Origin of the sequence: Pseudodesulfovibrio mercurii (assembly GCF_000189295.2) — a bacterium.
GTDB classification, from domain to species: Bacteria; Desulfobacterota; Desulfovibrionia; order Desulfovibrionales; family Desulfovibrionaceae; genus Pseudodesulfovibrio; species Pseudodesulfovibrio mercurii.
Genome location: NC_016803.1, coordinates 683,406 through 706,920 on the forward strand (window position 1 = coordinate 683,406; position 23,515 = coordinate 706,920).

The 23,515-nt window shown below is 66.3% G+C and carries 18 protein-coding genes and 2 tRNA genes; 16 read left to right on the forward strand and 4 right to left on the reverse strand.

Annotation, left to right across the window (positions count from 1 at the left end; all coding sequences use genetic code 11):
- Positions 1-4: 4 nt before the first annotated feature.
- Positions 5-1,513 (reverse strand): lysine--tRNA ligase, encoded by a 1,509-nt coding sequence (lysS, locus tag DND132_RS03215; RefSeq protein ID WP_014321274.1) that lies wholly within the window; start codon positions 1,511-1,513, stop codon positions 5-7.
- Positions 1,514-1,791: 278 nt separating this feature from the next.
- Here lysS and DND132_RS03220 point away from each other — a divergent pair.
- From DND132_RS03220 to mdoH, 12 genes are all read left to right on the forward strand, one after another.
- Positions 1,792-1,867 (forward strand) — tRNA-Asn (locus DND132_RS03220).
- A 424-nt stretch (positions 1,868-2,291) separates the two neighbouring features.
- Positions 2,292-3,338: a hypothetical protein gene (locus tag DND132_RS03225; protein ID WP_014321275.1), complete on the forward strand. Its 1,047-nt coding sequence runs from the start codon at positions 2,292-2,294 to the stop codon at positions 3,336-3,338.
- A 77-nt stretch (positions 3,339-3,415) separates the two neighbouring features.
- Entirely contained in the window at positions 3,416-4,798 is a 1,383-nt protein-coding gene (locus tag DND132_RS03230; protein ID WP_014321276.1) for an MBL fold metallo-hydrolase, read from the forward strand.
- Between the two features lie 380 nt (positions 4,799-5,178).
- On the forward strand, positions 5,179-8,685 hold the full coding sequence (gene nifJ, locus DND132_RS03235) for a pyruvate:ferredoxin (flavodoxin) oxidoreductase (RefSeq protein WP_014321277.1): 3,507 nt from the start codon (positions 5,179-5,181) through the stop codon (positions 8,683-8,685).
- 311 nt (positions 8,686-8,996) lie between these two features.
- Positions 8,997-9,299 (forward strand): MTH1187 family thiamine-binding protein, encoded by a 303-nt coding sequence (locus tag DND132_RS03240; RefSeq protein WP_014321278.1) that lies wholly within the window; start codon positions 8,997-8,999, stop codon positions 9,297-9,299.
- Positions 9,296-10,108 (forward strand): hydroxyethylthiazole kinase, encoded by an 813-nt coding sequence (thiM, locus tag DND132_RS03245; RefSeq protein ID WP_014321279.1) that lies wholly within the window; start codon positions 9,296-9,298, stop codon positions 10,106-10,108. The genes DND132_RS03240 and thiM overlap by 4 nt, the downstream gene beginning before the upstream one ends.
- Positions 10,108-10,746, forward strand: a complete 639-nt coding sequence (thiE, locus tag DND132_RS03250; protein WP_014321280.1) for a thiamine phosphate synthase — start codon at positions 10,108-10,110, stop codon at positions 10,744-10,746. Before thiM ends, thiE begins: the two co-directional genes overlap by 1 nt.
- Before the next feature lie 179 nt (positions 10,747-10,925).
- Complete coding sequence (locus DND132_RS03255) at positions 10,926-11,624, forward strand: response regulator (protein WP_014321281.1); 699 nt, start codon at positions 10,926-10,928, stop codon at positions 11,622-11,624.
- Positions 11,621-13,015 carry a HAMP domain-containing sensor histidine kinase gene (locus tag DND132_RS03260; protein WP_014321282.1) on the forward strand — a complete coding sequence of 465 codons (1,395 nt, stop codon included), beginning with the start codon at positions 11,621-11,623 and terminating at the stop codon, positions 13,013-13,015. Before DND132_RS03255 ends, DND132_RS03260 begins: the two co-directional genes overlap by 4 nt.
- 263 nt (positions 13,016-13,278) lie before the next feature.
- Positions 13,279-14,880, forward strand: a complete 1,602-nt coding sequence (locus DND132_RS03265; protein WP_014321283.1) for an OpgD/OpgG family glucan biosynthesis protein — start codon at positions 13,279-13,281, stop codon at positions 14,878-14,880.
- The gene (locus DND132_RS03270) at positions 14,864-15,238 is read left to right on the forward strand and encodes a hypothetical protein (RefSeq protein ID WP_014321284.1); all 375 of its coding nucleotides are present in this window, start codon (positions 14,864-14,866) and stop codon (positions 15,236-15,238) included. The genes DND132_RS03265 and DND132_RS03270 overlap by 17 nt, the downstream gene beginning before the upstream one ends.
- A gap of 6 nt (positions 15,239-15,244) precedes the next feature.
- Positions 15,245-17,341 (forward strand): glucans biosynthesis glucosyltransferase MdoH, encoded by a 2,097-nt coding sequence (gene mdoH, locus DND132_RS03275; protein WP_014321285.1) that lies wholly within the window; start codon positions 15,245-15,247, stop codon positions 17,339-17,341.
- A 245-nt stretch (positions 17,342-17,586) separates the two neighbouring features.
- Here the strand turns inward: mdoH and DND132_RS03280 are convergent.
- Positions 17,587-17,662, reverse strand: a tRNA-Lys gene (locus DND132_RS03280).
- A gap of 98 nt (positions 17,663-17,760) precedes the next feature.
- On the opposite strand from DND132_RS03280, the gene DND132_RS03285 reads away from it, so the two are divergent.
- Together DND132_RS03285 and DND132_RS03290 are read left to right on the forward strand one after the other, a co-directional pair.
- Positions 17,761-19,593, forward strand: coding sequence for a protein-disulfide reductase DsbD family protein (locus tag DND132_RS03285; RefSeq protein WP_014321286.1), 1,833 nt, complete (start codon positions 17,761-17,763; stop codon positions 19,591-19,593).
- Between the two features lie 26 nt (positions 19,594-19,619).
- Positions 19,620-20,816 carry an iron-containing alcohol dehydrogenase gene (locus tag DND132_RS03290; protein ID WP_014321287.1) on the forward strand — a complete coding sequence of 399 codons (1,197 nt, stop codon included), beginning with the start codon at positions 19,620-19,622 and terminating at the stop codon, positions 20,814-20,816.
- 49 nt (positions 20,817-20,865) lie between these two features.
- On the opposite strand, the gene DND132_RS03295 is transcribed toward DND132_RS03290, so the two are convergent.
- Together DND132_RS03295 and DND132_RS03300 are read right to left on the reverse strand one after the other, a co-directional pair.
- Positions 20,866-21,255, reverse strand: coding sequence for a hypothetical protein (locus tag DND132_RS03295; protein WP_014321288.1), 390 nt, complete (start codon positions 21,253-21,255; stop codon positions 20,866-20,868).
- A gap of 92 nt (positions 21,256-21,347) precedes the next feature.
- Complete coding sequence (locus DND132_RS03300; protein WP_014321289.1) at positions 21,348-22,571, reverse strand: M24 family metallopeptidase; 1,224 nt, start codon at positions 22,569-22,571, stop codon at positions 21,348-21,350.
- 81 nt (positions 22,572-22,652) lie between these two features.
- On the opposite strand from DND132_RS03300, the gene DND132_RS03305 reads away from it, so the two are divergent.
- A complete protein-coding gene (locus tag DND132_RS03305; protein WP_014321290.1) occupies positions 22,653-23,072 on the forward strand; it encodes a CoA-binding protein in 420 nt (139 codons plus the stop codon).
- The gene (locus DND132_RS03310) at positions 23,069-23,506 is read left to right on the forward strand and encodes a YkgJ family cysteine cluster protein (protein WP_014321291.1); all 438 of its coding nucleotides are present in this window, start codon (positions 23,069-23,071) and stop codon (positions 23,504-23,506) included. The genes DND132_RS03305 and DND132_RS03310 overlap by 4 nt, the downstream gene beginning before the upstream one ends.
- Positions 23,507-23,515: the final 9 nt, after the last annotated feature.

Consider the following 23,515-nt stretch of genomic DNA (forward strand, 5'->3'; position numbering starts at 1 on the left):
GACCCTACCCGGCCTCGGGCCTGAGCAGCGGGAAGAGGATGACCTCGCGGATGGAGGCGGAGTCCGTGAGCAGCATGACCAGGCGGTCGATGCCGATGCCCTGGCCGGCAGCCGGGGGCATGCCGTATTCCAGGGCGCGGACGTAGTCCTCATCCATGAAGTGCGCCTCTTCGTCACCGGCCTCCTTCTCCTGAACCTGGATCTCGAAACGACCGCGCTGGTCCACGGGATCGTTCAGTTCGGAAAAGGCGTTGGCCAACTCGCGGCCGGTCATGAACAGCTCGAAGCGGTCGGTTATGTCGGGGTTGTCCTCGTTTCGGCGGGACAACGGCGAGATGTCGGTCGGGTAATGATAGATGAAATGGGGCTGGATCAGCCGGGGTTCCACCAGCAGGTCGAAGAGCTTGGCCTGAAGCTTGCCGAGCTTTTCGCCCGTGATGACCTTCTCGCCCTTCTCCTTCACCATGGCCGCGCACCTGTCGTAGTCCATGTAGACGTCGGGGGACACGCCGCCGATCTTCTCCAGGGATTCGTGGAACGGCATGCGCGTCCAGGCGCCCACGGTCAGGTCGATCATCTCGCCCTGATACGGGACCACGGTGGAGCCGGTGACCTTCTCGGCGATGCGCGAGAAGATCTCCTCGGTCAGGTCCATGAGGTCCATGAAGTCGGCGTAGGCCCAGTAGAACTCGAGCATGGTGAACTCGGGGTTGTGCTGGGTGTCCATGCCCTCGTTGCGGAAGTTGCGGTTGATCTCGTAGACCCGCTCGAAACCGCCCACCAGGAGGCGCTTGAGATAGAGCTCGGGCGCGATGCGCATGTAGAGCTTCATGTCCAGGGCGTTGTGGTGGGTCTCGAAGGGCTTGGCCGTGGCCCCGCCGGGGATGGCCTGCATCATGGGCGTTTCCACTTCCATGAAGCCCTTCTCGTCGAGGATGTTGCGCAGCTCCCGGATGATGGCCGTGCGGGCCTGGAAGATTTCCTTGGTCCGGGGGGTGACGATGAGGTCCACGTACCGCTGGCGATAGCGGGTCTCCACGTCCTTGAGCCCGTGGTATTTCTCGGGCAGCGGACGCATGGACTTGGTCACCAGCTGGAAATGCCTTGTCTTGACGGTCAGCTCGCCGGTCTTGGTCCGGAACAGGGAGCCGGTCACGCCGACGATGTCGCCGATGTCCGTCTTCTTGAAGAGCTGGTACTCGTCCGGGCCCAGTTCGTCGCGGGCCGCGTAGACCTGGATGTTGCCGCTGCGGTCCTGCATGTGGAAGAAGGTGACCTTGCCGAAGGAGCGGTAGGAGACCACCCGCCCGGCGATGGTGAACTGCGCGTCGGTCCCCTCCAGGGCCTCTTCGTCCAACTCCCCGTACTCCCGCCAGATGTCCTGGATTTCCGCATCGCGCCGGAAATTGTTGGGGTACAGGGGGATGTTGTTGTCCAGGAGGAGACACGCCTTTTCCACGCGTGTCTTGATGACGGAATTGAGTTCGTCCTTGGCCTCGAGGGCCTGGAGCATGTGACTGAACCGTTCCGCGTTCGGCGACTTGGTTGCGAGCTTAATTTTCTTTTCTTTTTGAGTATCTTGTGACAAAATTATTTTCCCCGTCCCGCACAAAATCTGGAAAAATCCGCGAGACGTTGATTCCGTAAGCCATATAACCGATGCCGTCAAGAAAATGGGAACCTTAGCCCCCGGCAAAAGCGTATTTGCATTTTCCTGAAAAAGTCCACTTTTTTTGCTTGACCCCCCGAAACGATTTGTTTAAACACTCTTCTCGCTTCGGCGAGAAATGTTCCCCAGTAGCTCAATCGGCAGAGCGGGTGACTGTTAATCACTAGGTTCGCGGTTCAAGTCCGTGCTGGGGAGCCAAGGAAATCAAAACCCCTTACGAGCGATCGTAAGGGGTTTTTCCTTGCCCTCCGTTGCCCTGCCGCGCCGCACGGCCACACCCCGCCGCCTGTTCCCCTTCATACTGTACAGCCCCTCGCCCGTCCCGTCGGCCAAAATCGGCCTGAAGCGGGCTTTCCGTCATTTATACCCACAATATCCATCTGTTGCAGTGGCGCACAGACAACCGCCTGGCCGTTTGTCGACACACCGGCTCCTGCCGCGTCCCTCCGCCTCGGAGCGGAGGATCCGCCCCGCCCGGCCAAAGAGGCATTGCCCAAAGCGGGCGCTCGGGGTAGCCTTGGGCTCGACGAGGCGGTCCCCCAGTCCCGGTGCCGCCGATGCGGACGCCGCGTGCGCCGGACCCGCCAAGCTCAACCCCTACCCCCTGCCGGGAGGCATGGTCATGAAACAGAACCGGACCGCCCTCATACTGATCGTCTGCGCCGTGCTGCTCGCCGTCGGCGCCTTCTTTCTCCTGAACCGGACCCCGGAGGAGCCCTCCATGGTCCGGTCCGAGGTGACCCCGCCCGCCCCCGAGCCCGCCAGGGCCCCGGACTGGGTGGACAAGGGCCAGGAGGCCAAGCCCGACTACTCGGCGGCCACGGCCCAGCCCGAGGCCGCCGCCCCGGCACCGGCCGCCCAGCCCGAGCAGCCCAAGGAGCCCAAAACCATCGAGGTGGCCGAGGACAAGGTGGTCACCTTCACCTTCGTGGAGTCCCTGTCCGACTTCCTGCTGCACCGATTCCACCCGCGCGGCCCCAAGGGCAAGCCCGAAAGCCTGGTCTCCGCCGTGGCCCTGAACCGCTACTACGGTCGCGAGCTGGACGGCTTCGCCGTGTCCGGCGACGACATCGACGCCTCGCGCAAGGCGGTCTACGACTACGCCTTCAATCCGGCCACGCTCAAGACCCTGTACGCCCTCTACGCCCCGGCCTTCATGGTCCACCTGGTGGACACCGCGGCCAACACCGAGCGCGAATACACGGTGGGCGACGCCACCGAGACCCGGACCCTGACCACTGATGAGATAAAGGTCATGCTCCGCCTCGACGCCCGGCGCATCGAGCGCACCGCCGAGGTGCTGCACGCCTTTGCCGACGACCCGTCCATCCTCGAATCGGCGGCCGGGTACCGCCGCGCGGCCAAGGCCGTGGAGCGGGCCAACGGCCAGCTGCAGGCCGCCATGGCCGAGGGCAAGGGCACGGGCGAGGCCAGCGACCGCCTCAAGCAGGCCATCCTGGCCCGCGAACGGACCAGGGCCGAGATCGTCACCAAGCTGCGCCAGGTCTGCCAGTCCTGCCCGGAATCCGAGCTCTTCTACCTCTCCCAGTGGGGCTACCGGCGCTCCCTGGGCCGGGATGGCGGCAACGCCGAGGCCTTCGGGGCGGCCGCCGGCATCCTGGACGACCTGGCCGCGCGCTTCCGGACCAGGGCCGACGAACTAGAATGATTGTTCACATGTTGCATTGATCCTTCTTTGTGCTTATTCTTGTCGGAGCAAGAAGAGAAGTCATCAAGGAGCCCCCAATGTACTTCAAGCAGATCACCACACCCGGACTCGGTTGCTTTTCCTACGCCATCGGCTGCCCCGCCGCCGGTGAAATGGTCGTCGTGGACCCCAAGCGGGACGTGCAGGACTACCTGGACATCTCCCGCGAGGAAGGCATGAAGATCGTCCACGTCATCGACACCCACGTGCACGCGGACCACGTATCCGGTGCGCAGGAACTGAAATCCCAGACCGGCTGCGACGTCATGGTCTACGAGACCTCGCCGGTCAGCTACGACTTCACCCCGCTCAAGGAGGGGGAGCAGCTGGTCGTGGGCAACGCCAAACTCGAGGTCCTGCACACCCCCGGCCACACCCCGGACGCCCTGTCCCTGCTGGTCACGGACACCACGCGCGGCGACGAGCCCTGGATGCTGCTGACCGGCGACGTGCTCTTCGTGGGCGACATCGGACGGCCCGACCTGGTGGGCGGCGCCAAGCTCGACGAGCAGGTCCACAACCTGTGGAACTCCCTCTACGTCAAGTTCGCCAAGTTCCCGGACAGCCTGGAGGTCTTCCCGGCCCACGGCGCGGGCTCCCTGTGCGGGCGCGGCATGTCCTCCAAGCCGAGCTCCACGCTGGGCTTCGAGCGGCGCCACAACCCCATGCTCGGCTTCGACAACTTCGAGTCGTTCCACCTGGCCATGAGCCAGAACTTCCCGGCCCGGCCCAAGTCCTTCACCCACATCATCTCCACCAATGCCGAAGGCGCGCCGCTGCTCGAACGCTGCCCGCTGGACCTGGCCATGAACCCGTACAGGTTCGAGGAGAAGATGCAGGACGGCGCGGTGGTCATCGACGTGCGCGACGCCGCGGCCTTCGCCGGGTACCACATCCCCGGCTCCCTGAACATCGGCTTCGAGCCGAGCCTGGCCAACTGGGTGGGCATGACCGTGGAGCCGGACGCCGACATCCTCCTGGTGGTCGACACCCGCGACGACTACGAGCGCATGCGCATCGAGCTGCACCGCATCGGCTACGACAACATCTTCGGCTACCTGTCCGGCGGCATCCAGGCCTGGGTCTACTCCGGCCGCCCGGTGGACTCCCTGGCCATCGACTCGGCCCAGGTCCTCCAGAACATTCAGGAGGAAGGCAAGCCCATCAGCCTGATCGACGTGCGCACCCCGGCCGAGTGGGCCGGCGGGCACATTCCCGGCGCTAAGCACATCCCGCTGATCGACATCCTGGACGGCAAGTTCGACCTCGACGAGAACGCCCACCACCTGCTCTACTGCGCGGCGGGCTACCGGGCGAACATCGCCGCCTCCTATCTCCAGAAGCACGGCTACTGGGACGTGCGCAGCCTGGCGGGCGGCTATCTCGCCTGGAGCCGCGCGGGCTTCCACACCGAAAAATGATCCCCGAGAAACCATCGGCGGCCCCGGAATGCCGGGGCCGCCTTTTTTTCGGTCCGCAGTCCGGGGCGAGGACATACGCAACCGGCTGTATCGACAGCCGATCCGGCATGGGACGGGAGATCCGGACAAGACCGCCGACCCGGCCGCCGGGCCGCCGTCACCCCCGCCGCCGCCCGAGAAATTCGGTAAATGGCTTGGATTGGTCGGGGAACGGAGGGCAAAGGACTTGACCCCGGCTGCATAAATCGCGAAACAACTAGGATGGAACGTGTATAACCATGCATGATCCGGTCCGCACGGACCGCACGGAACCCGACCGTCGGGAACCGCCATATGTCCAGAGTCAGTTACAGGTCCAACAAAACAACTTGGAGAAGCAAATGCCCAAGAAGACCATGAAAACTATGGACGGCAACACCGCTGCCGCGCATGTGGCCTACGCCATGAGCGAGACGGCCGCCATCTACCCCATCACCCCGTCCACGCCCATGGGCGAAATCGCCGACGAATGGGCCGCCCACGGACGGAAAAACATTTTCGGCCAGAAAGTTCAGATCCGCCAGATGCAGTCCGAGGCGGGCGCGGCGGGCGCGGTCCACGGCTCCCTGGCCGGCGGCGCGCTGACCACCACCTTCACCGCCTCCCAGGGGCTCCTGCTGATGATCCCGAACATGTACAAGATCGCGGGCGAGCTGCTGCCCGGCGTCTTCCATGTCTCGGCCCGCGCCGTGGCCGGCCACGCCCTGTCCATCTTCGGCGACCACCAGGACGTCATGGCCACCCGCCAGACCGGCTTCGCCATGCTCTTTTCCAACTCCGTCCAGGAGGTCATGGACCTCTCCCTGGTGGCCCACATCGCCGCCGTGGAGGCCAGCGTCCCGTTCATGTCCATTTTCGACGGCTTCCGCACCTCCCACGAGATCCAGAAGATCGCGGTCATCGACTACGAGGACATGCAGCCGCTGATGAACATGGACAAGGTGGCCGAGTTCCGCAAGAAGGCCATGAACCCCGAGCATCCGAACATCCGCGGCACCGCCCAGAACCCGGACATCTACTTCCAGGGCCGCGAGACCACCAACACCTACTACGCGGCCATCCCGGACATCGTCACCGAGGCCATGAAGAAGGTCGGCAAGGTCACCGGTCGCCGCTACAAACTCTTCGACTACGTGGGCCACGCCAAGGCCGACCGCGTGATCATCGCCATGGGTTCGGCCTGCGAGACCATCGAGGAGACCGTCAACTACCTGAATTCCATCGGTAAGAAGGTCGGCCTGGTCAAGGTCCGCCTGTACCGTCCGTTCTCGGTCAAGCACCTGCTCGCCGCCATCCCCAAGACCGCCAAAAAGATCGCCGTCCTGGACCGCACCAAGGAGCCGGGCGCCCTGGGCGATCCCCTGTACATGGACGTCTGCGCCGCCTTTGCCGGCAAGCGCAACGCCCCGGTCGTCGTCGGCGGCCGCTACGGCCTGGGGTCCAAGGACTTCACCCCGGCCCAGGTCGAGTCGGTCTTCAACTCCCTGGCCAAGCCCCGCCACGGCTTCACCGTGGGCATCACCGACGACGTGACCAACACCTCCCTGTTCGACTGCGACTGCGTGGACACCGCCCCGGCGGGCACGGTCCAGTGCAAGTTCTGGGGTCTGGGTTCCGACGGCACGGTGGGCGCCAACAAGCAGGCCATCAAGATCATCGGCGACAACACCAACCTCTACGCCCAGGGCTACTTCGCCTACGACTCCAAGAAGTCGGGCGGCATCACCATCTCGCACCTGCGCTTCGGCAAGAAGCCCATCCAGTCCACCTACCTGGTCCAGAACGCGGACTACGTGGCCTGCCACAACCCGAGCTACGTGCACCAGTACGACGTGCTCGAGGGCATCAAGGACGGCGGCACCTTCGTGCTCAACTGTCCCTGGACCGCCGAGGAGATGGACAAGCAGCTGCCCGCCGCCATGCGCCGGACCATCGCCGAGAAAAACCTCAAGTTCTACGCCGTCGACGCGGTCAAGATCGCGGCCGGGGTCGGCCTGGGCGGCCGCATCAACATGGTCATGCAGACCGCCTTCTTCAAGCTGGCCGACGTCATCCCGTTCACCAAGGCCGTCGCCCTGCTCAAGGACGGCATCGACAAGGCCTACGGCAAGAAGGGCCAGAAGATCGTCGACATGAACTGCGCCGCCGTGGACAAGGCCCCGGACGCCCTCGTTGAGATTCCCGTGCCCGAGGCCTGGAAGACCCTCAAGGACGACAAGGCCCCCAACCGCAACGAACCGGCCTACGTCAAGAACGTCATGCGCCCGGTCCTGGCCCAGAAGGGCGACTCCCTGCCCGTCTCGGCCTTCTCCCACGACGGGACCATGCCGTCCGCCACGTCCAAGTACGAGAAGCGCGGCGTGGCCATCCTGGTGCCCGAGTGGATCAAGGAAAACTGCATCCAGTGCAACCAGTGCGCCTTCGTCTGCCCGCACTCCGCCCTGCGCGCCGTGCTGGCCACCGACGACGAGATGAAGAAGGCCCCGGCCACCTACGAGACCATCGACGCCGTGGGCAAGGACCTCAAGGGCCTGCACTTCCGCCTTCAGGTCAACTCCCTGGACTGCCTGGGCTGCGGCAACTGCGCCGACATCTGCCCGGCCAAGGAAAAGGCCCTGGTCATGAAGCCCATCGCCACCCAGACCGGGGTCCAGGTGCCCAACTTCGACTTCGCCGACACCGTCACCTACAAGGACGTCATGGCCCGCGACTCGGTCAAGGGCTCCCAGTTCCGCAAGTCCCTCATGGAATTCTCCGGGGCCTGCGCGGGCTGCGGCGAGACCCCCTACGTCAAGGTCATCACCCAGCTCTTCGGTGAGCGCATGGTCATCGCCAATGCCACGGGCTGTTCGTCCATCTGGGGCGCCTCCGCGCCCACCGCGCCGTACTGCGTCAATCCCGACGGCCACGGCCCGGCCTGGGGCAACTCCCTGTTCGAGGACGCGGCCGAGTTCGGCTACGGCATCGAGATGGCCACGGACCAGCGCCGCGCCCACCTGGCCGAGCTGTGCAAGGAGGCCGCCAAGGTCGAGACCGGCGCGCTCAAGACCAAGCTGAACAAGTGGGTCAAGGTCATGGGCGATCCCGAGGAGTCCAAGGCAGCCGGCGAGGCCCTGAAAAAGGCCCTCAAGGGCACGCGCAAGAAGGCCCTCAAGGAAATCCTGGCCATGTCCGACCTGTTCACCAAGCAGTCCATCTGGGTCTTCGGCGGCGACGGCTGGGCCTACGACATCGGCTACGGCGGACTGGACCACGTGCTCGCCTCGGGCAAGGACATCAACGTCCTGGTCCTGGACACCGAGGTCTACTCCAACACCGGCGGCCAGTCCTCCAAGGCCACCCCGCTCGGCTCCATCGCCAAGTTCGCGGCGGCCGGAAAGACCACCAACAAGAAGGACCTCGGCCGCATGGCCATGACCTACGGCTACGTCTACGTGGCCTCCGTGTCCATGGGCGCCAACAAGCAGCAGTTCCTCAAGGCCGTCAAGGAGGCCGAGGCCTACCCCGGCCCGTCCCTGATCATCTGCTACGCCCCGTGCATCAACCAGGGCATCAAGAAGGGCATGGGCAAGACCCAGCTCGAGCAGAAGCTGGCCGTGGACTCAGGCTACTGGCCGCTCTACCGCTACAACCCGCTGCTGGCCGACGAGGGCAAGAACCCGTTCATCCTGGAATCCAAGGCCCCCGACGGCACCCTCCAGGAGTTCCTGTCCGGCGAAAACCGCTACGCCATGCTCGAACGGTTCTACCCCGAGTTCTCCAAGGAGTACCGGGCCGAGATCGAGACGAACTACAACAAGCGCTACGAGACCCTCAAGCACATGGCCGGCGAAGACTGCAAGGAATAGCCGACCGCATACGCCACATCGAGGCCGGGGCTCACGCCCCGGCCTTTTTTCACGCCTCCGGCGGCCGGGGGAAGGGGGAAGGGAAACCCTTTGAAAGGCTTCCTTCCCCTTCCCCGGACCCCCATCCCCCTTTCCTTCCTAAACTTTTTATTGCCGCTTCGCCGGGTGTGGGGCTGAGAGACGGCCTGATGGAGAATGAAACCGACATTTACCGGGCTTCGGGCATTGACGTTATGCATGAATGGGTCAATCCTGGAGCGGTCGGCCGCCTGGAGCGGCCTTTCTTGAACGCATCAACAAGGAAGAATGTCATGAGTTGTGTAGCCACCTTCAGCCTGTTCCCCCTGGAACGCCCCGACCAGGGGTCCTTCGCACCCTACGTGGCGCGGACCATCGAGATCGTCCGGGAATCCGGACTACCCCATGAACTCGGGGCCATGGGCACCGTCCTCGAGGGCGAATTCGACGAAATCATGGCGACCATCAAGCGTTGCCACGACGACATGCGCAAGGGGTGCGGCCGGGTCTACCTGAACCTGACCGTGGACTCCCGCTCCGGCGGGGCCGGGCGCATGCGCGACAAGGTCGAAAGCGTCGGGGAGCTGCTGAAATGAGCGCGCCCGACAAACTGATCCGGACCATCTGGAAGGATATCTGCGAGGTCCGCATACAGGCCCCGCTCATCGTCAACATCACCAACTACGTGGTCACCAACAACACGGCCAACTCCCTGCTCGCCCTGGGGGCCTCCCCGGCCATGAACCATGTGGCCGAGGACCTGCCCGGCCTGGTGGACCTGGCCGGCGCCCTGGTGGTCAACATCGGCACCCTGGCCGACGACTACGTGGAGGGCATGCACGTGGCCATGGCCCAGGCCAATGACATGGGCATGCCCGTGGTCCTCGATCCCGTGGCCGCCGGAGTGAACGCCTTCCGCACGGACATCTGCATGGAATTTCTCGAGAAGTACCATCCGGACATCGTCCGGGGCAACGCCTCGGAGATCATGGCCCTGGCCGGTCAGGACGGCCGCCCCAAGGGCGTGGACACCTCCATGGACGTGGACGAGGCCAAGGGCGCGGCCAAGGCCCTGAACGAGCGCTACGGGTGCACGGTCCTGGTCAGCGGCGAGACCGACCTGGTGGTTGGCGGAAACCGCGAGATGCGCCTGGCGGGCGGCTCGGACATGATGCCGCGCGTGACCGGGCTGGGCTGCACCTGCACCGCCCTGGCCGGAGCCTTCGCCGCCGTGCGCCACGACTACTTCCAGGCCGCCGTGGACACCGCCGCGGTCATGAACATTGCCGGGGAAATGGCCGCCGAGCAGTCGCCCGGTCCCGGCAGCCTGCAGATGCACCTCCAGGACGCCCTCTATCTCCTGGACGAGGAGGCCGTCCGCACCCGCCTCAAGGTGGTGGAATAATGAGAACCGAAGATCTGCTCGTCTATCTCGTCACGGACCGCAGCCTCTGCCGGGGCCGGTCCCTGGAAGAGGTCGTGGCCCAGGCCGCCGAGGGCGGCTGCACCATGGTCCAGCTGCGCGAAAAGGAGGCCGACACCGGCGAATTCGTGGAGTTGGCCCGCGCCCTGCACAGGCTGCTCAAGCCGCTGTCCATCCCGCTGCTCATCAACGACCGCGTGGACGTGGCCCTGGCCGCCGGGGTCGAGGGCGTGCACGTGGGCCAGTCCGACATGCTCCCCGAGGACGTCCGCCGGATCATCGGTCCTGACGCCATCCTCGGCCTGTCCGTGGACACCGAGGCCGAGCTTCTGGACGCCCAGAACCGGCCCGTGGACTACCTCGGCATCGGCCCGGCCTACCCCACCCTGACCAAGAAGGACGTCAAGGGCACGCCGTGGGGTCCCGAGGGGCTGCGGCGCGCGGTGGGGCAGTCCGCCATCCCGCTGGTGGCCATCGGCGGCGTGCAGCGCGACAACGTCCGGGCCGTGGCCGGTTCGGGCGTGGCGGGCATCGCCGTGGTCTCGGCCATCTGCTCCGCGCCCTCGCCCGCCGAGGCCGCGCGAGAGCTGGCCTACGCCATGAAGGAAGGGACGCGGTAGCCCTGCCCGCCCTTCCCCCTGCCCCGCGAGCCGGGGCGCATGCGCGGCCTCCCACGGGGGGGCCGCGTTTTTTGTCCTTGTCCCGCCCCCCGTCCACGGGGTGATAAAAGTTGTTAAACATTGTAAAAGGGGGCTGCGGGGCCTTTTCATCCCGCGCGACATCCGGGTAAGGGGAAACAATGAAGAGCAACGGCCCGATCCTGATCATCGACGACGACCAGAAGCTGCGCGACCTGGTGGCCGAGTACCTGGGCGAGTACGACTTCCCCACGGCCACCCTGCCCTCGGGCATGAAGGCGGTGGAGACCATCCGCTCGCTCAACCCGAGCGTCATCGTCCTGGACGTGATGATGCCGGGCAAGGACGGGCTCGAGGTTTTGCGCGACATCCGCGTGGAATTCGCCACCCCGGTGATCATGCTCACGGCCAAGGGCGAGGACACGGACCGCATCGTCGGGCTCGAACTCGGGGCCGACGACTACATGGCCAAGCCGTTCAACCCGCGCGAGCTGCTGGCCCGGATCAAGGCCGTGCTCCGCCGGGTGGAGGCATGCGAAGAGCGCAGGGCCGAGATCACGGCCATCCATGCGGGCGGGCTGGTCCTGAACCTGGCCCGCCAGGTCCTGGAGATCGACGGCGGGGAGGTCGAGCTGGCCCCCACGGAGTTCCGCCTGCTCAAGGCGCTCATGGGCCACGCGGACCGCGCCCTGTCCCGCGACGAACTCATGGACATGGCCTGGGACAAGGACTTCGCGGCCTACGACCGGTCCATCGACGTGCACGTCTCCAAGCTGCGTTCCCTGCTCAAGCCATATCCGGCCCATGCCAAGCGCATCCGGACCGTCTGGGGCACGGGCTACATGTTCGTGGGTGAATGATGAAAGTCAGCCGGTTGTACCTGAAGATCCTCTTCGCCTTCATCCTGGTCCAGGCGGTGGCCATCGCGGGCATCGGCGGACTGCTCAAGATGGGCCACATGCGCCCGCCCTTCACCCTGCACGCCAAGAACCGCACCGAGGCCCTCAAGCAGATCATCGGGCTCGAGACCGACGGCGCGACCCGGCTGACCCCGGAACTGCGCGCCCGCCTGGACCGAGTCCTCGACATCTACGCCAACGCCTTTAGCGGCGACGCCTGGATCACCGACGAACGCGGCGTAACCGTGGCCCAATCCTACCGGACCCCGCCCCTGACCGGCGAGGAGGAGCTGGAACTCAAGCTGGTCACGAAGCAGAACGACCGCATCTATTTCATCCGTAAGGGCGACAAGGGGTCCATCTACTCCTACGGGCCGCTCAAGACCCCGCTGGGCACCCTGACCGTGCACCTGCTCAACGAGTGGATCACCCACAACGAGGAGGTCTGGTTCATGGAGGGGCTGCTGCTCATGGCCACGGTGGCCGCCCTGCTGCTCATCCCGGTGTCGCGCCGCCTGACCCGGCCCATGGTCCAGATGACCCGGTCCGCCCAACAGCTGGCCCGGGGCGACTTCACCCCTCGCGTGTTCGACGACCGCAAGGACGAGATGGGCACCCTGGCCCGGACCTTCAACCACATGGTCAACAGCCTGGAAAAAATGGTCCGGGGCGGGCGCGAACTGACCGCCAACCTGTCCCACGAGTTGCGCTCCCCCCTGGCGCGCATCCGCGTCTCCCAGCAGATCGTCCTCGAACGGCTGGAGGCGGGCCGCACGGACGGCGTGGTCAAGCACGTCCGGCGCATGGAGGAGGAGATCGACCACATGGACTCGCTCATCGACCAGATCATGAAGCTGTCCAAGCTCGATCTCCAGGAGCCCCCGCCGCGCGAGGACATGGCGGACATGAACGTCATGCTCGAGGAGGCCGCCGAACGGGTCGGACCGCTCACGGGCGCGCGGTCCATCCGCCTCCAGCTGTACCTCTCGCCCGTGCCCGCCTTCCGCTGCCGTCGGCAGGACCTGCGCATCGTCCTGGACAACGTCCTGTCCAACGCGGTCAAGTACAGCCCGGACAACGGCCGGGTGGACATCCGCTGCGGGGCCGAATGGGAGGACGACCGCGAGGCCGTGGTCATCCGGGTGAGCAACGCCTATCCCCCCCTGTCCGATGATGAACTGGAGGCCGTGTTCGCCCCCTTCCGGCGGCTGGGCTACGACGAGGTCGAGGGCAACGGCCTGGGCCTGGCCTTCGCCCGCAAGATCGTCGAGGACCACGGCGGGACCATCCGCGCCCGGAGCGAGGACGAGACCTTCCGCGTGACCATCCGCCTGCCCCTGGACCGGGAGTAACCCCGATCCCGGCAGCGCCGTGCCGGGCCCTCCTGCCCGCTCCCAGGCGGAAAAATCGATCCGTCCGGCCGCGCGCCCGGGAGCGACGCATGCGCGAACCTTTGCACATTGAGGCAACATCCTGAATATTCTTTATAAAACGACTTTGTGCAAAAACGCGTTTCAAAATTGATAATACCCTGGGCATCGCGTACTGTGCTGTCTCCTGCGGCCACGGACCAAGGTCCTGTCCCGGAAACAACCAACAAGCGAAAAAGCCCGTAATGTCACAACGCATACATTCGTCCGGACGCGCCCTCGGGCGCCTCCATCTCCTGTTCCCGGCCCTGCTCCTGCTCGCCCAGGTCCTGCCGGGGACCCTGCCCGTGAAACCGGCCCTGGCCGGGGAGGAGACGCCCTTCTCCCGCCAGGTGGTGGTGGACAAGGCCCGGCAGTTGAGCCAGGCCCCGTTCGCCCCGGCCCAGGGGGAAGTGCCTCAGGCCCTGCTCGACCTGGACTACGACGCCTGGCGCGATATCCGCTTCCGCCCGGACAAGGCCCTGTGGAAGGACGAGAAGCTGTCCTTCCAGGTGCAGTTCTTCCACCCCGGCCTGTTCTACGACCGGCTGGTGGACGTCCACGTCGTCACCAAGGACGCGACCGAGCGGATTCCCTTCGACCCGGCCCTGTTCGACTACGGCAACAATCACTCCCTGCCGGAACAGATCCCCGAACGGTTCGGCTTCGCGGGCTTCCGCATCCACGGGCCCATCAACACGCCGAGCTATTTCGACGAGGTCGCGGTCTTCCTGGGCGCGAGCTATTTCCGGGCCGTGGCCAAGGGCCAGGCCTACGGGATATCGGCGCGCGGCCTGGCCGTGGACACCGCCCTGCCGGACGGCGAGGAGTTCCCCTATTTCAAGGAATTCTGGATCGAGAAGCCGACCCGCAAGAGCACCAGCCTGACCGTGCACGCCCTGCTGGACAGCAAGAGCCTGACCGGGGCCTACACCTTCGTCATCGAGAGCGGCCGGACCACCACCATGGACGTCACCGCCACCCTGTTCCTGCGCATCCCCGTGGCCAAGATCGGCATCGCCCCCCTGACCAGCATGTTCCTGTTCGGCGAGAACACGGACGAGCGCAAGGTCCGGGACTTCCGGCCCGAGGTGCACGACTCCGACGGCCTGCTCATCAAGAACGACTCGGGCGAATGGTTCTGGCGGCCCCTGGACAACCCGGAAAACCTTGAAATCAACGCCTTTTCCGCGGACAACGTGCGCGGCTTCGGGCTCGTCCAGCGCGACCGGGACTTCGCCCACTACGAGGACCTCGAAGCGGGCTACGAACGCCGCCCGACCCTCTGGGTGGAGCCGGTGGGAGACTGGGGCTTCGGCCACGTGGAGCTGATCAACATCCCCACGGACAAGGAAATCCACGACAACATCGTGGCCTTCTGGAGCCCGCGCGACCCGCTGCCCGTGGGGGTCCCCCAGACCTACGCCTACCGGCTGCTGTGGTACAATGGCGGGTTCACCCACCCGCCGCTCGGCTACGTCAGCGCCACCCGTACCGGCGACGCCTGGGGCGGCGGCCAGAGGTTCATCGTGGACTTCCAGAGCAAGGCCCTGGCCCTGCTGCAACCGCCGTCCAAGGTGGAGGGCGTGGTCACCTGCGGCAAGGGCGCGGTGGTCGCCGCGCAGAACGTGGAGAAGAACCCGCATACAGGGGGGTGGCGGCTGTCCTTCGTGATCCGGCCCGACCAGGCCCCCTCGGCCCTGGAAAAGGTCCTGCCCAACCGCAGGCCGCCCGTGGACCTGCGGGCCTTCCTGAAGATCAACGACACCACCCTGACGGAAACCTGGAACTATGCCTATCGTCCCTGACGGCGGATCGGCCGACGACAAGAAGCGGCGCGAACGGGCAGCCCGCTGCCTGACGGCCTACGCCGAGCAGCTGCCCATGCCCACCGAGGACCGCCTTGAGCTGGTTCTCCAGACCCTGCGCGGACTACCCGCCGGGGCCGGGCCCGAGCAGGCCCTGGACGCGCTCCTGTCCCGGTTGCCCGCCCCGGACCTCCAGGTCTATCCGCCGGACGCCCCGGCCCTGCACCGCAGCCACATGCCCTGCCAGTACCTGGGCCGACCGCGCTCCGGCCTGTCCGGCTTCGCGGCCCAATGGGGCTGGTTGGCCATGCTCGGCCTGCTGCTGGCCCTGACCCTCATATTGTCCCTTTCCAGGTAAAGTCCCATGTCGCGCGATCCGCAGAAACGCCACGCCACCTTCTCCACCGCCAAGCGGCGCTCGGTCCTGACCCTGCTCATCCTCATCCCGTCGGCCCTGGCCAGCGCCTACGTGGGGTCCGTGCTGCCCGACAAGGGGTCCACCCCCCTGGAGCTGGCCATCATCATCGTCTACTCCATCCTCTTCGCCTGGATATCCGTGGGGTTCTGGACGGCCATCATGGGCTGGTTCACCCTCATGCGCCGCTACGATCGCTTCGCGGTCAGCCACGCCCTGGCCGAACCGCTCGCGCCGGGCGACGCCCCGCGCACGGCCGTGCTCTTCCCCATCTGCAACGAGGACACGCCGCGGGTCATGGCCGGGGTCAAGACCACCTATCTCTCCCTGCAACGCACCGGCAAGGCGGACCAGTTCGACATCCACATCCTGAGCGACTCGGGCAGCGCGGACAAATGGATGGAGGAGGAGGCCGCCTGGGCCGGGCTGGTGGAGGAACTCGGGGCCCAGGGACGCATCTTCTACCGCAACCGCAAGGTCAACCTGAAGCGCAAGAGCGGCAACGTGGCCGACTTCTGCCGCCGCCACGGCAGGGACTACACCTACATGGCCGTGTTCGACGCGGACAGCGTCATGCGCGGGGACACCCTGTGCGACATGGTCCACATCATGGAGCGGCGGCCGCGCATCGGCATCCTCCAGACCGCCCCGGCCTGCTTCGGCCGCGACACCCTGCTCGGACGGCTGCAACAGTTCGCCAACCGCGCCTACGGCCCCATGTTCGCGGCCGGGCTGCACTTCTGGCAGCTGGGCGACGCCCAGTACTGGGGCCACAACGCGCTCATCCGCGTGGACCCGTTCATGCGCCACTGCGGCCTGCCCCGGCTTTCCGGCAAGCCGCCGCTGGGCGGGGACATCCTCAGCCACGACTTCGTGGAGGCCGCGCTCATGCGCCGCGCGGGATGGGAGGTCTGGCTGGCCTTCGACCTGACCGGCAGCTGGGAGGAATGCCCGCCCAACCTGCTCTCGGAGCTGAAGCGGGACCGGCGCTGGTGCCAGGGCAACCTGCAACACCTGCGCCTGCTGTTCACCGAGGGGCTCTTCCCGGCCCACCGGGTGCTCTTTCTCAACGGGGCCATGAGCTACGTGTCCGCCCTGCTCTGGTTCCTCTTCCTGATGCTCTCCTCGGCCGAGGCCGTGCTCCAGGCCGTAGTCGGCCCGAGCTACTTCGCGGCCACGCGTTCCCTGTTCCCGGCCTGGCCGGTCTGGCAGCCCCTGTGGGCCCTGGTCCTGCTGGCCACCACGGGCGTCCTGCTCTTCTTCCCCAAGGTCCTGAGCTACCTGATGATCGTCCTCAAGACCAGGCGGGCCCGTCAGTTCGGCGGCGCGGCCCGGCTGCTGACGAGCATCGTCCTGGAGGTGGCCTTCTCGACCCTGCTCGCGCCCATCCGCATGTTCTTCCACAGCAAGTTCGTGTGCATCACCCTGCTCGGCCGGAAGATCGGCTGGGGCTCGCAGCAGCGCGACGACCGGCCGACCACCTGGCGCGACGCCCTGCGCTTCCACGGCGGGGGCACGCTGTTCGGGCTGCTCTGGGGCGGCATCGTCTGGCTCTACGCCCCGCGCTTCTTCTGGTGGATCGCGCCCATCGTCCTGCCCATCGTCCTGTCCATGCCCCTGTCCGTGCTGACCAGCCACGACGCGCCGGGCCGCTGGCTGCGCCGCAAGGGGCTGCTGCTCATCCCCGAGGAGACCTTCCCGGACAGCGAGATCGTGGACGTGACCCGCTTCACCGTGGAGTTCGAGAACGCCCCCGTGCCGCTCGGCCTGCCGCGCGAGGCGGGCTTCCTGCGCACCCTGCTCGACCCGGCTCTGAACGGCCTGCGCCGCGCCCTGCTCCTGCGCCACAGGCGCAATCCGGGCGAGGCCGCCCGCGCCCGCAACGCGCAATTGGTCAAAAAGGTCTTGGAAGGCGGCCCCAATGCGCTGTCCCAGAACGAAAAGCAGGTCCTGCTGCGCGACCCGGACGGCCTCCTGACCGTCCACCGCCAGGCCTGGACCGCCAACGACGGCGCCGTGCGCAAGGCGTGGCTGAAGCGGGCCTGAACCGGCCCGCAGGCTTGAGCCGGGGCCGATCCTCAATACACTATCATTCCATTGACCTGACGCCGGGGTGAGGTAAGATGGGTCCTGCGCCGGAAAGACCGTCCGTCCGGCGCGGCCTGCGCCGTTTCCGGCGAACAACCCTGAACAGCGACGAGCAGATCCGTGAACCATATCGCCGACAACAGCACAGGCAACAGCCCGAAACGAAAAAACCCCGCCATTGCTGACGGGGTGTGTTTTCTGAGTGGTGGGTCACCAAGGAATCGAACCTTGAACCTCCGGATTAAGAGTCCGCTGCTCTGCCAATTGAGCTAGTGACCCACTCGGTCGCGCCGTTGTTCGTCGCGACGGAGAGATAACTATAAGTCGGCCCCGGAAAAGTCAACCACAAATTTTCATTTTTTTCACACAGGACCTAAATGCCCATAAACAAGCTTCTTTTTACCCTGCTCCTGAGTGCCCTCCTGTTCCTGCCCGCTACCCCGGCAAAGGCCCTGGTGCAGCCGTCCTCGCTGCCCATGGAGACCTCGGTGGAGCCCTTCGCCGTGTCTCCCGGCGCTGTCCGGCCGGGATCGCCGGGCGGCACCCTGCTGGCCCTGACCCTGCACATCCACAAGGACTGGTACGCCTATTCCAACGTGCCCGGCGAGACGGGCAAGCCCACGCGCCTGACCGCCACGGCCGCCGACGGCACCGGCCTGACCGTGTTCTACCCCAGGGGCAAGGACAAGCCGGACTCCTACGACCCGACCATCACCGTGGCCGCCTACCTCGACGGGACCACCCTCTTCGTCCTGGTGCCCGACGACCTCGAAAACCGTTTTCCGGTGAACCTGTCCCTGGACCTGCTCCTGTGTCACCCGACCAAGTGCGTCCCGGCGCGCGTGGAGTTCGCCTTCGGCAAGGCCGGGCTCGACACGGCCACTCTGCCGCCCGCCGCAAGCCAGGTGTGGTGGGCCGGCTTCCGGAGCATGGTCCGGAGCGCGTCCCAGACACAGGCCGAGGCCGACGCCGAGGTCGACGCGGCCGTGATCGCCTGGCGATTCAGCCCGACCTACTTCCAGCCCGGCCTCGAGGTGGGCGGACTGCTCTCGGCCGTGCTCATGGGGCTGCTGGCCGGACTCATCCTTAACGTCATGCCCTGCGTCCTGCCCGTGGTCAGTCTGAAGCTCTCCGCCCTGCTCGGGGCCGGGGCCGAGGGCGACCCCCACGCGCGCATCCGGGCCTTCCGGGAGCACAACGTATTCTTTGTCATCGGGGTGCTGACCTTCTTCCTGTTTCTGGCCCTGGTCCTGGGGGCCACGGGCTCGGCCTGGGGCGCGCTCTTCCAGAACCGCTGGCTGGTGCTCGGCATGGCCGCGATCATGGGCGCGCTGGCCCTCAGCCTGTTCGGCCTGTTCCACCTGCCGGTCATCGACCTCAAGTTCGGGGCCGGGCACAAGAACCCGCGCAAGCAGGCCTTCTTCACCGGCATGTTGACCACCCTGCTGGCCACCCCGTGCAGCGGCCCGTTCCTGGGCGGCGTGCTCGGCTGGGCCCTGATCCAGGGGCCGGTGATCATCGCCACGGTCTTCATCTGCATCGGCCTGGGCATGTCCGCGCCCTACCTGCTGCTCATCCTGAGCCCCGGCCTGTCGCGCTTCCTGCCGAGGTCCGGGCCGTGGATCGAGTACGTGGAAAAGGGCATCGCCTTCTTCCTGCTCGGCACCGCCTTCTACCTGCTCGGCATCGCCCTGGGCGGGCAGAGCCTGCGCGTCCTGGCCCCCCTGTGGGTCATCCTGTTCGGCGGCTGGCTGTGGGTCCGCTCCCGGACCGCCCGGCAGGGCACCCAGCTCATCCTGCGCGTCTCCATGCTCGTGCTCCTGGCCGTCACGGTCTACTGGACGACGCCCGGCACGGAGGTCCGGGCCGACCCGTGGGAGCACTTCAACCCCGTTGAGCTCGACCAATCGCTGGGCCAGGAGAAGATATTCCTGGAATTCACCGCCGACTGGTGCCCCACCTGCAAGGCGCTGGAGGCCACGGTCATGACCCGGTCCAACGTGGCCGAGTGGAAGGAACGCTACGGCGTCCGCTTCATCAAGGTGGACATGACAGAACGCGACCCCGAGGCCGAGGCCCTGCTGGCCGCGCTGGGCAGCCGCAGCCTGCCCACGGCCGCCGTGTTCCGGGTGAACGGCCGCGAGACCCCGGTGGTCATCCGCGACCTGTACACCGCCGACCAGCTTGAAAACTTGCTGAAATCCCTTTAGAAAGAGAAAAAACGAGGAGACGCTCCGTGCTCAACTTCCAATACTTCATGCCCACCCGCATCGTCTTCGGCCCCGACAGCCTCGACCGATTGGGCGACACCCCCCACCTGCCGCGCGGCGACAAGGCCATGATCGTCATCGGCGAATCCGGCGTGATGATCCACCAGGGCTACCTGGCCCGGGTCCAGTCCCAGCTGTCCAGACAGGACGTCCAGACCATCGTCTACGACAGGATCAAGCCCAACCCGGAATCCGACGCCGTGGACGAGGCGGCCGCCATCTGCCGCGAAAAGGGCGTCAAGTTCGTGGTCGGCCTGGGCGGCGGCTCGACCATCGACTCGGCCAAGGCCATCGCCACCATGGCCACCAACCCCGGGAAATACTGGGACTACATGCAGTCCGGCTCGGGCGGCGGCCAGACCCCGGCGAACGAGCCCCTGCCCATCGTGGCCATCCCGACCACGGCGGGCACCGGCACCGAGGCCGACCCGTGGACGGTCATCACCAAGTCCGGCACCGATTCGCGCGAGAAGCTCGGCTGGGGCTTTGACGGGACCTTCCCGGCCCTGTCCATCGTGGACCCCAAGCTGATGCTCTCCGTGCCGCCGAGGCAGACCGCCTACACCGGCATGGACGCCTTTTTCCACGCCACCGAGGCCTACCTGGCCACCTGCCGCCAGCCGGCCAGCGACATGCTCGCCCTGGAGGCCGTGCACCTCATCAGCCACACCCTGCCCCAGGCCGTGGCCGAGGGCGACAACCTGGAGGCGCGGACCGTCATGGCCTGGGCCTGCACCGCGGCCGGGCTGTGCGAGACCTATTCCTCGTGCATCTCCCAGCACTCCCTGGAGCACGCCCTGTCCGCCTTCCACCCCAACCTGCCCCACGGGGCCGGGCTGGTGCTGCTGTCCAAGGCGTATTTCGGCTTCCTGGCCGCTCGGGGCGAGGAACGGCTGGGCGACCTGGCCCTGGCCATGGGCGACACCCTGGAGGAAAACCTGGAGGAGGAAGTGACCGGCCTGGCCTTTCTCGACGCCCTGGACGCCCTCATCACCGGGGTCGGCCTGGACGAGGAGAAGCTGTCCGACTACGGCGTGACCCGCGAGGAGATCCCGGCCCTGGCCGAAAACGCCCTGGCCACCATGGGCGCGCTGTTCGACGTCACCCCCGTGGACATGACCGTGGAGGACGTCATCGCCATCTTTGAGGCGGCCTACGAATAAGCGACCGATTCATACGGAAAAAGGAAGGCTCCCCTCGGGGAGCCTTTTTTCATTCGGACAGAAGCGGCTCGCCGAGGAGCCATTCCTGGGCCTCCTGCTGGGAGCGGAAACTCCTGTAGGAGGCGGAGCGGTTGACCAGGGCGGTCTCCACCAGGCGGCTGGTCTCCGGGTTGTGCGGGTTGGACAGGACGGCCAGGCGCAGGCCGAGCTTGGCCGTGCCCTGATCCTCCAGGAAGTTGGCGAAGGTGATGATGTCGAGCGGCGAGAGATCCAGGCGTAAGGTGCGGTTGTCCACCAGGATGCGCGTCCGCCGGGCCTCCCGCGCCTTGGCCACCAGCTTCAGCGCCCACTCGATGAAGGTCTCGGCGTCATCCACCACGCCGTCGGTGATGCACAGGAGATACTCGTTCTTGGACGTGAATATCTGGGTATAGGCCATGCTTCCCTCGCTGGTTGCGGACGCGGGGCGAAACAATCCGCCCCGTCTGCCTCTACTACACTCGCCGAAAACAGTTCAACCCCGTTATCGCCCTATTCCACGGGAATCATGTCGTAGCGGTCGCCCGAGATGCAGCGGCAGCCGTCGGCGGTGATCTCGAAGGTGTTCTCCACCCCGACCATGGCCACGCCGCGGATGCCCTGCTTGGGCTCCAGGGCGATGACCATGCCCTGCTCCAGCGGCTGGGTGAATCCCTTGGCCATGGGCGGGTACTCGTCCACGGTCAGGCCGATGCCGTGGCCCACGAACGGGACCCGGTTCTCGTCCAGCCCCATGAAGCCGTCGGCGAAGCCCTGCCGCTCGGCCTCGTCCAGGCAGTGCAGGTAGAGTTCCTCCGGGGTCACGCCCGGCTTGGCCGTGGCGCACATCCAGTCCTGGAGCTCCATGCAGAACTCGTGGGCCCGGCGGACGTCGTCGGGGATGGCCGACGCGGGCCCGGCGAAATAGGCCTGGGTCTTGTCCGTGTGGTAGCCCTCGAGCTGGAAGCCGATGTCGAGCATGAGCGGTTCGCCCGGCTCCCATATCTTGTGCACGTTGCCCATCAGTGCCGAGGCCGGGTGTTCGCCGCGCAATCCGAGGGGGCCGTTGAACCCGCTGGGATAGTTGCCGGAGTCCCCGGCGGACACGTGGCCGAGGAAGGCCTCCTCGCCGTGGGCCTGCATGCGGATGATGCCCATGTGCCCCTCGGCGAAAAAGACCTCCCACGCCTTGTGGGCGATCTCGCGCTCGGTCATGCCGGGATGGAGCAGGGGCGGCAGGATGTCGTACAGGCAGCGGTGGTGCCGCTCGCCGCAGCGGCGCAGGATGTCCAGCTCGAACTCGGACTTGACCATCTTGGCCAGGGCCACGGCGTGGTCGCCGGGCACGATGGCGTAGTCCTTGAGCTTGTCCGCCAGCATGATCCCGAGCTGCCAGGTCAGCCCGGCCATGACCGCCGCCAGGGTGGGCGTGAAGGGGCTGCCCGCGTCGGCACACAGGCCGGGCAGTTCGCCGTAGGACTTGAACGGCAGGATGTGCCGGACCCCCGCCTCCAGCCGGGCGCGGTTGACGCCCTTGCGGATGAGCAGCACGGGCTCGCCGTCAAGCGGCAGCCAGAGCACGCCCTGGCCGAAGGTGCCGGTCAGGTAATAGATGTTCAGCCGGGAAAAGACCAGGATGCCGCCCGCTTCCGGGGCGATATGGCGCAGGTGGCGCCGGACGGCGTCCCAGCGGCGCGAGAGTTCCTCTTGTGGGATGCGGGCGATGGCTTCGAACATGGCGGCTCCTTGGGGATTATCGGCTAGGCAATCGGAAGGCTTTGCTGTACAACGGCCTCTCAATCTGCGAGGTATCGAGCAATGTTGATCGACATGAAAGAGCTAGCGCCCCTGCTGCGCGAGGTCAAGACCATCGCCGTGGTCGGCGCCGTGGACAAGCCCGGCCGCCCCGTGGACATGGTCGGCCGCGCCCTCATCGACATGGGCTTCAACGTCATCCCGGTCCATCCCAAGCGCAGCGACGTCTGGGGGCTGCCCACCTACCCCGCCCTCGGCGACATCCCCGTGCCCGTGGACCTGGTGGACGTGTTCCGGGCCCCGCAGTTCTGCCCGGACCACGCCCGCGAGGCCCTGGCCCTCGATCCGCTGCCCAAAATCTTCTGGATGCAGTCCGGCATCGTCAGCCCCGAGGCCCGGCAGATACTGGCCGGAAGCGGCATCACCGTGGTTGAGGACCGCTGCACCAAGGTCGAGATGCAGGCCATGGGGATCCGTCCATGACCGTGGCCGCCTTCGAATGCCGCATGTGCGGCCACTGCTGCCAGGGCGAGGGCGGCATCGTCATGACCGACAAGGATTGCGTGCGGCTGGCCGACTTCCTGCACATCACCGTGGACGAGCTGGTCGCGCGCTACGCCCAGACGCGCGGCGGCAAGATTCAGCTCGGCGTGGGCGAGGACGACTACTGCGTCTTCTACAAGGAAGGCTGCTCGGTGCACCCCGGCCGCCCGGACATCTGCCGCGCCTGGCCCTACTTCCGGGGCAACCTCATCGACGAGACCAGCTGGGAGATGATCCAGGAGTACTGTCCCGGCGTGAACCCCGAGGCCGGGCACGCGGAGTTCGTCCGCCAGGGACGCGCCTATTTGCGCGAGCACGATCTTTTGCGCTATGATCCCGACACGTCGCCCAACGCGCTGATTTCCGACGAATAACCAAGGACG

Coding starts and splice junctions, on each gene's coding strand:
- DND132_RS03240 (WP_014321278.1), top strand. CDS start 8,997: ATGAGTTGTGTAGCCACCTTCAGCCTGTTCCCCCTGGAACGCCCCGAC.
- DND132_RS03260 (WP_014321282.1), top strand. CDS start 11,621: ATGATGAAAGTCAGCCGGTTGTACCTGAAGATCCTCTTCGCCTTCATC.
- DND132_RS03270 (WP_014321284.1), top strand. CDS start 14,864: ATGCCTATCGTCCCTGACGGCGGATCGGCCGACGACAAGAAGCGGCGC.
- nifJ (WP_014321277.1), top strand. CDS start 5,179: ATGCCCAAGAAGACCATGAAAACTATGGACGGCAACACCGCTGCCGCG.
- lysS (WP_014321274.1), bottom strand. CDS start 1,513: ATGCTCCAGGCCCTCGAGGCCAAGGACGAACTCAATTCCGTCATCAAG.
- mdoH (WP_014321285.1), top strand. CDS start 15,245: ATGTCGCGCGATCCGCAGAAACGCCACGCCACCTTCTCCACCGCCAAG.
- DND132_RS03300 (WP_014321289.1), bottom strand. CDS start 22,571: ATGTTCGAAGCCATCGCCCGCATCCCACAAGAGGAACTCTCGCGCCGC.
- thiE (WP_014321280.1), top strand. CDS start 10,108: ATGAGAACCGAAGATCTGCTCGTCTATCTCGTCACGGACCGCAGCCTC.
- DND132_RS03295 (WP_014321288.1), bottom strand. CDS start 21,255: ATGGCCTATACCCAGATATTCACGTCCAAGAACGAGTATCTCCTGTGC.
- thiM (WP_014321279.1), top strand. CDS start 9,296: ATGAGCGCGCCCGACAAACTGATCCGGACCATCTGGAAGGATATCTGC.
- DND132_RS03285 (WP_014321286.1), top strand. CDS start 17,761: ATGCCCATAAACAAGCTTCTTTTTACCCTGCTCCTGAGTGCCCTCCTG.
- DND132_RS03265 (WP_014321283.1), top strand. CDS start 13,279: ATGTCACAACGCATACATTCGTCCGGACGCGCCCTCGGGCGCCTCCAT.
- DND132_RS03310 (WP_014321291.1), top strand. CDS start 23,069: ATGACCGTGGCCGCCTTCGAATGCCGCATGTGCGGCCACTGCTGCCAG.
- DND132_RS03225 (WP_014321275.1), top strand. CDS start 2,292: ATGAAACAGAACCGGACCGCCCTCATACTGATCGTCTGCGCCGTGCTG.
- DND132_RS03305 (WP_014321290.1), top strand. CDS start 22,653: ATGTTGATCGACATGAAAGAGCTAGCGCCCCTGCTGCGCGAGGTCAAG.
- DND132_RS03230 (WP_014321276.1), top strand. CDS start 3,416: ATGTACTTCAAGCAGATCACCACACCCGGACTCGGTTGCTTTTCCTAC.
- DND132_RS03255 (WP_014321281.1), top strand. CDS start 10,926: ATGAAGAGCAACGGCCCGATCCTGATCATCGACGACGACCAGAAGCTG.